Source organism: Aureivirga sp. CE67 (assembly GCF_015767245.1).
Lineage (GTDB): Bacteria > Bacteroidota > Bacteroidia > Flavobacteriales > Flavobacteriaceae > Aureivirga.
The window spans coordinates 1-13,454 of record NZ_JADOTV010000030.1; the positions used below are offsets into that span (position 1 = coordinate 1).

Annotated in this window: 13 protein-coding genes; 11 read left to right on the forward strand and 2 right to left on the reverse strand. The window is 27.6% G+C overall.

Going from position 1 to position 13,454, the window contains the following annotated elements:
• From I0K12_RS20555 to I0K12_RS20595, 9 genes are all read left to right on the forward strand, one after another.
• Positions 1-265: T9SS type B sorting domain-containing protein (locus I0K12_RS20555; RefSeq protein WP_196890065.1), on the forward strand; the 265-nt coding region annotated here is incomplete at its 5' end.
• 281 nt (positions 266-546) lie between these two features.
• Positions 547-756 (forward strand): DUF6140 family protein, encoded by a 210-nt coding sequence (locus I0K12_RS20560; RefSeq protein ID WP_196890066.1) that lies wholly within the window; start codon positions 547-549, stop codon positions 754-756.
• A gap of 108 nt (positions 757-864) precedes the next feature.
• Positions 865-1,728, forward strand: a complete 864-nt coding sequence (locus I0K12_RS20565; protein ID WP_196890067.1) for a CsgG/HfaB family protein — start codon at positions 865-867, stop codon at positions 1,726-1,728.
• Between the two features lie 2 nt (positions 1,729-1,730).
• Entirely contained in the window at positions 1,731-2,189 is a 459-nt protein-coding gene (locus tag I0K12_RS20570; protein ID WP_196890068.1) for a hypothetical protein, read from the forward strand.
• 65 nt (positions 2,190-2,254) lie between these two features.
• Positions 2,255-3,064 (forward strand): DUF6175 family protein, encoded by an 810-nt coding sequence (locus I0K12_RS20575; RefSeq protein ID WP_317194452.1) that lies wholly within the window; start codon positions 2,255-2,257, stop codon positions 3,062-3,064.
• Positions 3,065-3,066: 2 nt separating this feature from the next.
• Positions 3,067-3,999, forward strand: a complete 933-nt coding sequence (locus I0K12_RS20580) for a hypothetical protein (RefSeq protein WP_196890070.1) — start codon at positions 3,067-3,069, stop codon at positions 3,997-3,999.
• A gap of 111 nt (positions 4,000-4,110) precedes the next feature.
• Entirely contained in the window at positions 4,111-4,479 is a 369-nt protein-coding gene (locus tag I0K12_RS20585; protein ID WP_196890071.1) for a DUF1232 domain-containing protein, read from the forward strand.
• Between the two features lie 107 nt (positions 4,480-4,586).
• Positions 4,587-5,288 (forward strand): hypothetical protein, encoded by a 702-nt coding sequence (locus I0K12_RS20590; RefSeq protein WP_196890072.1) that lies wholly within the window; start codon positions 4,587-4,589, stop codon positions 5,286-5,288.
• Positions 5,289-6,284, forward strand: coding sequence for a helix-turn-helix transcriptional regulator (locus I0K12_RS20595; RefSeq protein ID WP_196890073.1), 996 nt, complete (start codon positions 5,289-5,291; stop codon positions 6,282-6,284).
• A 309-nt stretch (positions 6,285-6,593) separates the two neighbouring features.
• Here I0K12_RS20595 and pnuC read toward each other — a convergent pair whose 3' ends face one another.
• Both pnuC and I0K12_RS20605 read right to left on the reverse strand, forming a co-directional pair.
• Entirely contained in the window at positions 6,594-7,244 is a 651-nt protein-coding gene (pnuC, locus tag I0K12_RS20600; protein WP_196890074.1) for a nicotinamide riboside transporter PnuC, read from the reverse strand.
• 4 nt (positions 7,245-7,248) lie between these two features.
• Positions 7,249-8,055 carry a 5'-nucleotidase gene (locus I0K12_RS20605; protein WP_196890075.1) on the reverse strand — a complete coding sequence of 269 codons (807 nt, stop codon included), beginning with the start codon at positions 8,053-8,055 and terminating at the stop codon, positions 7,249-7,251.
• 198 nt (positions 8,056-8,253) lie between these two features.
• Here I0K12_RS20605 and I0K12_RS20610 point away from each other — a divergent pair, with 198 nt between their 5' ends.
• Both I0K12_RS20610 and I0K12_RS20615 read left to right on the forward strand, forming a co-directional pair.
• Positions 8,254-10,731: a T9SS type A sorting domain-containing protein gene (locus I0K12_RS20610; RefSeq protein WP_196890076.1), complete on the forward strand. Its 2,478-nt coding sequence runs from the start codon at positions 8,254-8,256 to the stop codon at positions 10,729-10,731.
• Positions 10,732-10,895: 164 nt separating this feature from the next.
• Positions 10,896-13,295: a T9SS type A sorting domain-containing protein gene (locus I0K12_RS20615; protein WP_196890077.1), complete on the forward strand. Its 2,400-nt coding sequence runs from the start codon at positions 10,896-10,898 to the stop codon at positions 13,293-13,295.
• Positions 13,296-13,454 lie beyond the last annotated feature (159 nt).

The window sequence follows — 13,454 nt, forward strand, 5'->3', positions numbered from 1 at the left end:
CCATGATACATGGAAGATTCAAGGATTGGAGAGTGGAAATTATGCAAGTGTAGAGATTTACATCTTTGATAGATATGGAAAAGTGATTGTTAAATTAGATCCGAAACAAGGATGGAATGGATTGACAAGATATGGTCAACCATTACCGTCATCAGATTACTGGTTCTCATTAGACATCGTGAAGTCTGTAGGAGTATCAGAAGATGGAACTGTAACAACAAGACGTTATACAAAGAAAGGACACTTTAGTTTGATTAGAAGGTAAGAATTCTTTCTATAGAGTCTGTTTAAATTTATATCAAAAATATTTATATACTTCTTAAAAGCTCTTTTTTGTCTTTTTTCTCGTCCATAGCGATGCTATGCACTCTAAAAAAGTCTTCAAAATAGCATTTTAATAAATTATAAAATAAATTCTGATACAATTTTAAACAGACTCTTAGAGATTTTAAAAATCCCAACCGTAATGGTTGGGATTTTTTTTGTGGTTAGATATTCTGTGTCGTGTTTCTTTATTTGATTTGTACCATAATAAAATTAAAAATTATGGCAACATTTATTGTGAAAACAGCTCAATCTTTTACTATAAACGGTGAATTTATAGATAAGGGTTTGTCTGTTCAAGTTTCTAGTTTGTTTCCGAGTCCTTTTTCGGAACCAGAAAAAATACATAAAGCTTTTATGCGAATTCACGGTTTAGATTTAAAGTCTAGCGGCTATTTAATCCAAGGGTATTTATCTTTTGAAGTTTTATAAAAGCAGATGAGTTGAGATTCAACTCATTTTTTTAGGATAAAATGAAAAACGATAATCTGAGTCGTGTATTGAATTTATGTTTGTGGAAAATTTTAAAAAAATATAAAAATGAAAACAAAACTAACATTATTAATTACTCTTTTATTTGTAAGTATTGCTTTTGGACAGAAAAAAACTGTTGCTATAACAGCATTTGAAACTAAGTCGAATAATATTTCGTCAAATTATGTAAAAGCTATAGAAGACAAAGTAAAAGAAGCATTTCATAATACTAACAGATTTCATATTGTAGATAGAACTAGTATGGATAAAATTAAAAGAGAAAAAGAATTACAAAAAACAGAGGATTTTATAGATGGTAAAACAGTGATGCAATCAAACTTTGATGGAGCAACACAACTTATTACAGGAAGTATTAGTCAAGTTGACATTTCAAAAATTGTTTCAAAAGATAATTCATATTATTATGATTGTAAAATATCATTTTCTCTTCAAGTTATTGATACAGAATCAGGTCAAGTTTTAGCAAGTGAATTGATTCAACCCAAAAAAAGTTTAATGGGAGGATTAGGAGATTTGGCATCAATAGGGAGTTCAAATACACCACAAAAAGCTTTTTTGAAATCTTTAAATGGTACACAGAAATCAATAAATAAGTTTGTAGGGAAACATTTTCCAGTGACAACTTCTATTATTGAAATTTCAAAAGCAACTTCCTCCAAAGCTAAATTACTTTTGATTAATTCAGGAGCAAATAATGGTGCAAAAAAGAATCAAATTTTTAGTGTAAATGAACTAAAATCTATGGAGGTAAATGGGAAAAATATATTAAGAAAAAAAATGATCGGAAAAATTAAAATAACAAAAGTTGAAGGAGATGAAATTTCGGAAGCTAAGGTAATTAAAGGAGGTGAGGAGATTTTGTCGAAATTTAAATCAGGTGTGAAAATAGAATGTTATTCATTAAATTAATTATGAAAAGACAATTATTATACTTAATGTTATTTTTTATACTAATTTCTTCATGCTCCAAAAAAGTTATTGCTTTAACAGGAGAAGTAAATTTAATAAGTGAAAATAAATATAAATCTATTGAGCTAAGAAGTGTAGGATTTGGTAAAAATCAGGATTTAGCATTTACGAATTCAGAAATTAAAGCTTTTAAGATTTTGTTTTTTAGAGGTATCCCAAATTCGAGTATTGATGTTCCACTAGTTGGATCAAATGAAGACGAGATGATGGAAAAACATAAAAAATATTTTGATTCTTTTTTTAGAAGTAGATATAAATCATTCATTATGTCGACTTATGAATCAGCACCATCAGAAAAAAAGAATGGTGTCTATTCTGTTGTAAATGATTTAAATATCAATATAAAATCTTTAAAAAAAGATTTAGAAGATCATAATATTATTAGGAAATTCGGATTTTAATTATGAAATATATTGTGTTTGTAATGTGCTTTTTATCTAGTATAAAGAGTTTTTCACAACAGGAAGTGAAAACAGTTCAACCGACAATAATGGTGATTCCATTTGTGAAAGAAAACCAGGATATTAGAACAATTTTAGAAGATGATTTTAACAAAAGAATAGCAATAAGCAAAGTAAAAGAAGCCTTTGATAATAGAGGGTTTACCACAAAAGACTTTACAGGAACTTTAAAAATAGCATTAAAAGAAAGTACTTTAGGAAATAATAAAAAAACAGATTTAAAAACGGAGGTTATTCGTCTTTCAGGAGCTGATTTTTATGTAGAGGTTGAGGTGTTTTTTCAAAAATCAAATTCTGGAAATTCTGTAAAATTGATTCTTCAAGCTTATGATTCTTTTACAGGGCAGTCACTTTCTAATAAAGTTGGTAAATCAGGAAAATTTTACACAGATGATATTGCAAAATTAACAGAAAAAGCAACAGTGAGTTGTGTCGAAGAATTTTTGAATACTTTGAATTTGAAATTTGGAGATATTGTTGAAAACGGTCGTTCGATAAGGATAAATATTGGATTTAATGAAGATTCTGATTATAATATGGATTCTGAAATTACAGGTGATGGAGATTTGCTTTCTGAAGTATTAGAGGATTGGCTTGATGAAAATGCATTCAAAAATAATTACCATTTACAAGGTGTAAGTCAATATGAAATGATTATAGATGATTTCAGAATTCCTTTAAAAGATGATAGAGGAAGAAATTATCGATCATCAAAAATGGCAAGGAAAATAAGAAAATACATCAAAAATGAATTACAATTGGATGTGAAAACAGATGTTGAAGGATCAGGAAAAATTAATGTTATAATACAGTAGGAATGAAAAAAATCATATTTATATTATTTGGAATGTTTTCTATAATATCATTATCACAAGAAAAAGATATAGAAAGTTTTTCTTTTTCAGTAGTAATGCCTTCTAGCTCTGAAGATTTATCTCAAAAAAATATTTCAAAATTGGAAACGAAAATTCATAAAATTATTTCACGTTATGGAATTTCAGGAGAAAATTTCTTTGATACTTTTTTGATTTTTCCCAAAATTGATATCAATGATGAATCAGTAATTGAGGGTATGCGTAATATTACTGTTATTGATTTAGATTTGACTTTATTTGTTCAAGAAAGGAAATCTAAAAGAATTTTTTCAAGTTATACTCAATCTTTAAGAGGTTCAGGGAAAAATAAAGAAAAAGCAATTACAAATGCTTTTGTAAATATTTCAACAAATAAAAAGAACTTAAAAGATTTTCTGAAAAATAGTAAGAATAAAATTGTAGATTACTACAATAATAATTGTGAGTTAATAATTAAAGATTTAGATTTTTTAATTTCAACTCAAAATTTTAGGAAAGCAATTTCTCAAGTTTTTACGGTACCTAGAGAAGCTTCAAAATGTTATACAAAAGTCCAAGAAAAATCAGTTATAGCATTTTCAAAATATCAGATATTTTTATGTAATAAAAATATTCATGAAGCAGAAGTAGAGTTGTCCAAAAATGAATATCGAAAAGCCTTACAAAAATTAAAAGAAATTGATGTTAGCTCTCCATGTAGTAAAAAAGCAAAAGAATTAATATCGAAAATTTCTAAGCATGTTGATGAGAAAGAAATAAAAGAAGAAAAACTTTTGCTAAAAAAATATAACGATAAGTTAGATATGGAAAAATATAGACTTAATATTATGAGAGATATTGCCAGAGAATATTATAGGTCAAAACCTTCTACTATAATCTATAAGAGTTTATTTTAATGATAAAAAATGAGTTGTTTTATGCAACTCATTTTTTGTGATTTAATAAAATACGACAGAATGTGTCGTGTTTTGAATTTATGTTTGTGGAAATTTTAAAAATAATTATTCATGAAAATTTCAGAAAAAGAAAGAAGAGATTCAGAAGAACGATTTAATAAATATTCTAAAGAAGAAAATATTGACCGAAAAAAGGTTGAAAAAGCAGAAAAAAAAGCAGGGAAACTTGGTGAGCAAAAAGGTAATTTTTTATTGTTAATTTCGATGATTAGAGATCATTGGAATGGAGTTTATAAATTAGACTCTGTTACTATTGGGATTATTATTGGGGCAATTCTTTATGTACTTTCTCCAATAGATGCTATTCCCGATATAATTCCAATTTTAGGATGGTTAGATGATATTGGTATTATAGGGTTGGCAATGGGAAAATTAAGTTATGTTATTTCTGATTATAAACAATTTAAAGGTATAAATTAAAAATCATATTAATCTACTTCATGAACCTAACCCAAAAACTCCCAAACCTCCAAGCAAGCCTAAACCTAAAAAACAGTAAGCTATATTTAGAAGCGAATTATAAAGAAATGATTTCGTTTAATGAATTATTAGTGTTTCTAAAAGAAAAGCAACTTCCGTTTGCAGAAGATATTTCGCAAAATTCAAGGAAATATTTAGGAATCCAGATTCGTGGGGGAATGCATCTGGAATTGACTAAAGAATTTAATATTCCAATTGATTTTAAGATACGTCTTCAAGAGCAAATGGAAACAGATTTAGAATTAAAAATAGAAAAGCAAACAAGTTTGGAAGCGGGAGTTTCTTTGGTTCAAGAATTAAAAAATGTAGATTTAAAAGAGAAATTCAATGATTTTGATATAAGGCAATTAGAGCAAGTATCCATAGAATTACCAACCTATTTTATAGCTTATTTAATAGCAAAAAATAACAATACTATTGAGTTGGTAAGCTTTGACGAGAATAATGAGTTTTCCATTTCTGTTTTTGTGAGTAAGCTGCTTCCGAAAAAGATTTTTACGTTTCGTTTAGAAGAAGAAATTGATTTATCAAATGCCTATATTAATTTGGAGGTTTTGAAAGGAAAAACGATAATTCAACTGATTTTAAAATTTAGAAAAGAAGCAATTTATGAAAATGGAATCCTGAAAATTCCTACAGATTTGCTTTTAGAAAAGATAGAAAAAGAAGAAATAAAAGCATTTTTAACCCAAAACAAAATGCATCTGAAAATTGAAAAAGAAAAATTAACCCTAAAAAATTACAAATAAATGCAAGTATTCATACGATGTATTGATGTCGCAAATTTTATTAGAAAAAATCAAGAAGTTACTGTACACGAAATCTATGAACATTTTCAAGGAAAAGGATATTATAGTAAAATTGAAGCAAATGCAAAACGTGCGATTCAGCGAGATTTGAAAGAATATATTCCAGAATATGTAAAAGCTGAAATAATAAAGAAGCCGAAAAAACGATATGCAATTCGATTTAGAGAAGAAGAAATGTTTAAAATCAGTTATAAAAACTTAAATTTTCTTTCTCTGAATTCAGAACTTCGAAGAGAATTTAATAAATATATCAGTTTAGATATTCGAAATTTTCGACATTTAGATAAACTAGAATATTTCTATAATGCGATTAATAATAAGAAAAGATTGAAATTTGAATACACAGATTATCTTGATAATTCTAGAAATGTGGAGCTTTCTGTTTACGGATTGAAAGAAAATGATAATCGATGGTATGCTATCGGAGAAAATCATCTGAAACAAGATGAAAACGGGATAAATGAAATTTATCGTTTTGCGCTTGATCGAGTAAACAGTATTGAAGAAACAATCTATGAAAGCAATCGTCCAGAAGCTTTTGAAATAGAAAAAATCTTTGAAAACCTCTACGGAATTGTTTTCGAATCCGATGAGCCACACCAAAGAAATCAAGGAAGTATTCCGATTGTTTTCTTTGCAGAACCTCGTCAGGCGAGCTATATAATTTCTACGCCTCTACATCATTCTCAAGAATATCTTCATGTAAATAATAAGGAAAACGGCGAAGATGGAACCATTTTTAAATTGCAAGTTGCGAACACCTATGATCTTCGTATGCGATTTCTATCTTATGCCCACAAAGCCGTGATTTTAGAGCCAGAATGCTTTAGAAATGATGTGGTGAAAATGCTAGAAGATTCCTTACGAAACTACCATGATAAACCCATTTTCAATATTCCTTCTGGTCCCTATAATTTTGATAATCCAAAAAAATAAGAATAAATATTATCACGTTTGATTTTGTATAAAGATAAGAGAACTATCAAGTTCCCCTCTTGAGAGGGGCTAGGGGTGTGTTTTAAATAAAATAAAATTCCCTCATGAGATTTTAACGTGCTATTGTCTAATATTCATATATAGTTTAATTTGTTAATAATAGGGCAAGCCCTTCCGTTACACTTCAGGTCGGGCTTTCCTTTTCAAGTTTTTATTTTTCAAAAAAGTTTTACTAAGAAATACGTGGGCTTCTATGGTCGCCTCCATTTTCTAAGAAAAACTAAATTTTGAAAAATAAAAAGCTTTCCACTACAATCCCTCTTGCAAAACTAGTTTATCAGAAAGTTTTGTGCTTTTTTTCTTCCAATCGAAATAAACAACAACTGCCAAAGTAAAATAGACGCAAAATAAAAACGAAGCAAATAACAAACCTTTAGAAAAATAAAGCGGAATCGAAATTAAATTTCCAGTCATCCACAAAAACCAACATTCTAATTTTTTATGTGCAGAAAGCCACATCGCAGCAAAGAAAATACTAGTGGTAAAAGTATCCATCCAACCAGTAATATCCGAAATACGATCGTTGAATTTGTAAATTGTCAGAACAAATAAAAAGGAAGCAACAAAAATATAAAAAGCTTTTTGCCAGTCTTTCCAAGTAGTTCTGCTGACGGAAATTTGCGTATTATTTTCATCTTTTCTGCTCCATTGATAAAAACCATAAAGACTCATCAAAGTGAAATAAACATTGATAATGATGTCCCCATAAAGATGGTTTTGAAAACATAAATAAATAAAAATAAGTGTAGAACCAATTCCGAAGAAAAACGATTTTATGTTTTCTTTTTTGGTTAAAAATACATTGGTAATTCCGAAAATAACAGCAAGAATTTCTAGAACAATTGCTGAAATATCCGTGTGTTGATATGGTTTTGTAAGGAGGGCGACAAATTCTTCCATAAAATTAAATTAAGACTTTTCCGCAAGGAATTTGATTTTTAAGTTTTTCTATTTGTTGTTCCTCATCATCAAAATAAAAATGAGGATTGATTTTTTTTAATATTTCATCTTTTGGAATTCCGCCCAAAAAGAAAATCGAATCTATTTGAATATTCCAAGAATTGAGCGTTTTTATTGCTCGTAAATGTGCTGGAGCATTTCTGTTTGTTAAAATAGAGATATCGAAAACAGATTTTCCGTTTTGTTTTTCTATTTCTCGATGAATTACTGAAATCTTTTGTAGAAATTTCTTTAAACTTCCTTCTTGTAATGGAAGAGCTGTATTTTCTTTTTCATGAGAATGAAAGGCTTCTAGTCCAAATTCTTGAAAAATAGAATGAGATTCATTAGAAAATAAAACGCCATCCGCATCAAATGCGATTTTTATTTTTCCCTTTTCAAAATGAAATTCTGAAGATTTTTCTGGAATTAGAGAAGTAGCGATTCCAGTTTTTCTTACTTTTTTACATTCTAGAAGATTTGAAGATAAAAACAAATCTAAAGGAAAGGTAGAAATATATGCTTCTAATTTTTTTTCACCCAACAATGCGAAACGAGAAATAGGAATCTGCTGTTTTTCTAAAAAATAAAATAAATCAGAAGTTTCTGAAATTTTCTGATTAGAAAATAAGATAACTTCAATAAAATTTTGATTCGGTTTATTTAAATTTAAAAGTCCTTTGATAAAGTCAAAAGCAATTCCTTTTTTCTGTTCTTTAGCTTTAAAAAGACAAAAATCAGTAATACCAATAAGCAATTTTTTTTCGAACATCCTTTAGCAATTAATACGACTTGCAATATCGTAAAAAAACAGTGATAGCTGAAGTTTTTTTAATGATGAATTGTAGGGTATTATTAAATTTAATACACTGTTTTTATAAAAAACAACTTGTTTTTGTAAAAAAAGAGATATAAGTTTTTTACATTGCTAAAAAAATAGCTTTTAACAAATAATTAAAAAAATAAATAAATGAAAAAAAAATACCTTTTGATCCTGTGCCTATTTTTTACATTTTTATCTTTTTCTCAAAATATTGAATTTGAAGATGAGAATTTGAAGGAAATTCTTGTAAATGAAACAGTAGCATCTTTTGAGGAAGATGGTATATTTATTACAAGTAGTGTGGATACTAATGATGATGGTGAAATATCATTAGAAGAAGCGTCGGCTGTCAAGCAATTAAGTGTTTTTGTGTCCATGTTTGATGAGGTATCATTTACATTTAATGAGCTACACTATTTTGATAATTTGATATCCTTGTCCTTAACGAATACTAAAATTCCAGAAATTGACTTATCTAATAACACGTCTTTAAAAAGAATAAGATTTAATGGAAACTCTTTCACCGAATTAGATTTAACAACTAATGATGATTTAACTTCAATATCATTAAATGAATCAAATCTTACACATATCGATGTAACTGATAAAGAGCAATTAGAAGAATTAATATTACAAGGTGGAGATTTTTCAAATATTGATATATCAAATAATTTATTATTGAAAGTTTTAGATTTTGATGGAGATTTTATTCCAAATTTAGATGTGTCAATATATCCGAATTTAGAGGAATTGTATTGTACCAACACAAATTATGCTAGTTTTGATTTTTCTAATAACCCGAATTTAAGTAAAGTCACATTTGGAGGGAATTCTTTAACAACTTTAAATTTATCAAATAATTTTAATTTAAAGGATTTAGCTTTAATCAATGCTGCTGAATTAGAAGAACTAGATCTTTCTAATAATTCTAATATTGAAAAGCTGGTAATATTTAATGCAAATTTTTCTAATTTAGAGGTGTCTAATATGACACAGTTAAAAGAATTAAGACTTATAGATAATAATTTTATACATCTTAATTTGACAGAAAATAATGAAATTAATAGATTAACAGTACAAAACTTACCAGAATTAATTTCTTTGCTTCTTCCTGATAATTTAATTAATTCGTTAGATAACTTTCATTATAATGGATTAGATAATTTGGAATATGTTTGTATGTCAGATGAAATTAAAGCAATCGAAGAGGAGTGGATGTTAGAAATGTATCCGAATTTATTAATCAATACATTTTGTACTTATTCACCTTTTGATGCAGGTTATAATATTAAAGGAGTTGTAAAATTAAGTGAAAATGAAAACTGTGAAGAAGCAACAAATTTTCAGAATTATTCTTTAGAAATATCGAATGAACTTGAAACTGGTATATATTCTTCAAATAATCAGGAAAATTATAATATTCCATTGGTAGAAGGTACTTATACATTAAAACCAAAACTAGATTACCCTGAATATTTTACAATTTCACCAGAAAGTGTTGAGGTTACTTTTCCAAATACAGATAATTTAGAGGAAATAATTCAAGATTTTTGTATTTCACCAAATGGAGAAGTTTCGGATGTGGAAATTACAGTAATTCCAATAGGTTTAGCTCGTCCTGGTTTTGATGCAGAGTATAAAATTGTATACAAAAATATAGGAAATAAAATAGTTTCCGGAGAATTAGATTTTTCATTTGAGGATACAATTATTGATTTTGTAAGTGCAAATCCAACTGAAGATTCTTTAAATGGAGGTCTTATTTCTTGGAATTATGAAAATTTAGCGCCATTTGAGTCACGTTCTGTTTTTGTTACTTTAAATCTTAATTCGCCACAAGAAGATCCTGAACTGTTAGGAGGAGAGATCATTCATTTTACTTCTGAGATTTCTTTTGGTTATGAAAATGAAATGGAGTTAATAGAGAGTTTTACTTTAGAACAAGAAGTTGTGAATTCATACGACCCGAATGATAAAACATGTTTGGAAGGGGATACAATGAGACCTGAATTAGTAGGGGAATTTTTAACCTATAGAATTCGTTTTGAAAATACAGGAACTGCAAGTGCAGTAAATATTGTTGTAGAAGATGAAATAAATCCAGCTATGTTTGATATTTCAACCATAAAAATGATTGATGCAAGTCATGATTGTGTGATGCGAACAGAAGGAAATCTTGTAAAGTTTTTCTTTGATGATATTATGCTTCCACATGAAGATGAAACAAATGATGGATATGTAATTTTTAAAATAAAAACTTTAGATACTCTAGAATTAGAAGATACGATTGAAAATACTGCCGAAATCTATTTTGATTTCAATGATGCAATTATTACAAATACAGCTATTACAACAGTAAAGAATTTAGTTATAGATTCTTTCGGAACGGATAGTTTAATTGCTATTTACCCAAATCCTGCAACGGAAATTTTAAATATTTCAAGCAAGAATTCGATTGAAAAAGTAGAAATTTATTCTGTTCTAGGAAAACAAGTTGCTGAATATAAATTTGATTCTACAAAACAATCTGAAAAACTGAATGTAAAAACTTTGGAGACAGGGGTTTACATGTTAAAAGTTTATACCACGGTTGGAGAAAAACAATTGAAATTGGTTGTTGAATAAGATATTTTAATTTTAGACATTTTATATGAAAAGCACATTTTTTAATTAAATGTGCTTTTTATTTATAAAATACTGTACTGTTTTTATAAATTACAACATGAATGTTTTTAAGTAGTTAGGTTTATTGAATAGATTGCAACATCTTAATTTTATAAAAATAACATATGAAAAAAATTACATTACTCTTAGTAAGCTTTTTTATCACAGCTTTTTCTTTTTCTCAAAATATAACTTTTGAGGATGAAACATTAAAACTTTTATTAGTAACGGATTATATCGCTGATATTAATGGAGATGGTGTTATAGATGAAAAAATTGATACAGATGATGATGGAGAGATTTCTTTGGATGAAGCTCTTCAGGTTAAAAAAATTGAATTTGATTTAGGTCTATCAGGTAACATTATTAAATTTAATGAAGCTACTTATTTTGAAAACTTGGAAAGTTTATTCTTAATTCAAACAGAATTAGATGAAATTGATTTGACAGGTTGCACACAATTAACTTCTTTGGATTTGAGAAGCAATAATTTAACTTCTATAGATATAAGTAATCAAAATAATCTTGAATATTTAAACTTAAGACACAATGATTATCTTGTAAATCTAGACTTAACGAATAATTCGCAATTAAAAACAATTGTTATTAGTAATGGTCAGTATACAGCGTATGATTTTTCAAATCTTCCTTTACTTGAAGATTTTGAAGTTATAAATGGTTATTCTGCAACTTCTTTGGATTTTTCTCAGAACCCTAATCTGAAAAGATTAAGCTTAGGGATTCATAATATTGGTAATCTGAATATTTCAAATAATGTGAATCTTGAAGATCTAGATCTTAATTTACAGCAAAGTCCGAATACATTTAATGAACTTGATTTAACGAATAATATTAACTTAGAAAGGTTAAGGTTTCATTGGACAGGTATGACATCAATTGATTTATCTAATAAAAATAATTTAAAGATTTTAGAGATTGATGCAACTGCACTTGAAAATATTTATATCCCTGAAGAAGTTCCATTAACATCGTTAATGATTAATTCAAATTCAAATTTGGAAACTTTAATAATTGAAAGAGATGAAGAGTTTACACTTGAGTTTGTTGATAATTTTAATATTGAATATGTATGTATTCCAGATAACTTAATTTCATTATATGAAGCGGATATTTTACAAAATTCTAGTAGTGTTGTTGTAAATTCTTTTTGTTCGTATACTCCTTTTGATGCAGATTATGCTGTAAAAGGAAATGTAAGTTTTAGTGAAACAAATGATTGTGAGAATTCAACAAATATTTCTAATTTTTCATTTGATATTTCAACAGAAGGAGCGGAAGGAGTCATTTTTGCTAATAGCGAAGATGGTTATCATATTCCACTAATTGCTGGGACTTATACTTTAAAACCAAATGTTGATAATTCTGATTTTTTTACAATTACACCTGAAAGTGTACAAGTAACTTTTCCAAATGAGGATAATTTAGATGAAATTATTCAAGATTTTTGTGTGACGCCAAATGGAGAAGTTTCGGATGTTGAAATTACTTTAATTCCAATTGATTTAGCTCGCCCTGGTTTTGATGTAGATTATAAAATTGTTTATAAAAACATAGGAAATCAAACAATATCAGGAGATGTTGATTTTAATTTTGATGATACAATAATTGATTTTGTAGAAGCAACTCCTTTAGGTTATACAATCAGTACAGGGAATATTTCATGGCCATATGAAGATTTGGCGCCATTTGAAGAAAGAGAAATTTTCTTTAGACTAAACTTAAATTCACCGCAAGAAGACCCTGCATTAGTAGGAGGGGAAATATTAAATTTAGATGCGGTAATTACTTTTGGAGAAGAGTTTAGAGTTTCTTCTTTAAAACAAGAGGTGGTAAATTCATATGATCCAAATGATAAAACATGTTTAGAAGGAAATGTATTAACACCAGATTTAGTAGGAGGGTATTTAACGTATAGAATTCGTTTTGAAAATACAGGAACAGCAAGTGCTGTAAATATTGTAGTAGAAGATCAAATAGATCCTTTAAGTTTTGATATTTCTTCCATAAAAATGATTGATTCTAGTCATGATTGTGTGATGAGAACAGAAGGGAATCTTGTAAAGTTTTTCTTTGATGATATTATGCTTCCACATGAAGATGAAACAAATGATGGATATGTAATTTTCAAAATCAAAACATTGGATACCTTAGAAATAGAGGATACTATTGAAAATACAGCTGAGATTTATTTCGATTTCAATGATGCGATTATTACAAATACAGCTGTTACAACAGTTCAAAAATTGGATGTAGATGCAATAGGAATGGACAGTTCTATTGCTGTTTTTCCAAATCCAACTACTGAAATTCTAAACATCTCAAGCAAGAATTCGATTGAAAAAGTAGAGGTATATTCTATTTTAGGAAAACTAATAGTAGAATTTAATTTTGATTCAAATAATAAAACAGAACAACTGAATATAAAAACATTGGAAACAGGAGTTTATATGTTGAAAGTTTCTACTTCGGTTGGAGAAAAACAATTGAAATTGGTTATTGAATAAAAATAACATATCCAATATTTAAAAAGCCTCTATTTTAATAGAGGTTTTTTAATTAGGTGAAATTTGATATATGAATATAGTTGGTTAGTTGTGTTGTTTAGTGCGTATTAATACGTAAAAATGTTAATAAAATAAGATATTGTTAAAATGTAAGATGAT

What these genes read in the sequence shown, in the direction of transcription:
- I0K12_RS20560 (WP_196890066.1), top strand. Translation starts at nt 547, where the DNA reads ATGGCAACATTTATTGTGAAAACAGCTCAATCTTTTACTATAAACGGT.
- I0K12_RS20565 (WP_196890067.1), top strand. Translation starts at nt 865, where the DNA reads ATGAAAACAAAACTAACATTATTAATTACTCTTTTATTTGTAAGTATT.
- I0K12_RS20570 (WP_196890068.1), top strand. Translation starts at nt 1,731, where the DNA reads ATGAAAAGACAATTATTATACTTAATGTTATTTTTTATACTAATTTCT.
- I0K12_RS20580 (WP_196890070.1), top strand. Translation starts at nt 3,067, where the DNA reads ATGAAAAAAATCATATTTATATTATTTGGAATGTTTTCTATAATATCA.
- I0K12_RS20585 (WP_196890071.1), top strand. Translation starts at nt 4,111, where the DNA reads ATGAAAATTTCAGAAAAAGAAAGAAGAGATTCAGAAGAACGATTTAAT.
- I0K12_RS20590 (WP_196890072.1), top strand. Translation starts at nt 4,587, where the DNA reads ATGATTTCGTTTAATGAATTATTAGTGTTTCTAAAAGAAAAGCAACTT.
- I0K12_RS20595 (WP_196890073.1), top strand. Translation starts at nt 5,289, where the DNA reads ATGCAAGTATTCATACGATGTATTGATGTCGCAAATTTTATTAGAAAA.
- pnuC (WP_196890074.1), bottom strand. Translation starts at nt 7,244, where the DNA reads ATGGAAGAATTTGTCGCCCTCCTTACAAAACCATATCAACACACGGAT.
- I0K12_RS20605 (WP_196890075.1), bottom strand. Translation starts at nt 8,055, where the DNA reads ATGTTCGAAAAAAAATTGCTTATTGGTATTACTGATTTTTGTCTTTTT.
- I0K12_RS20610 (WP_196890076.1), top strand. Translation starts at nt 8,254, where the DNA reads ATGAAAAAAAAATACCTTTTGATCCTGTGCCTATTTTTTACATTTTTA.
- I0K12_RS20615 (WP_196890077.1), top strand. Translation starts at nt 10,896, where the DNA reads ATGAAAAAAATTACATTACTCTTAGTAAGCTTTTTTATCACAGCTTTT.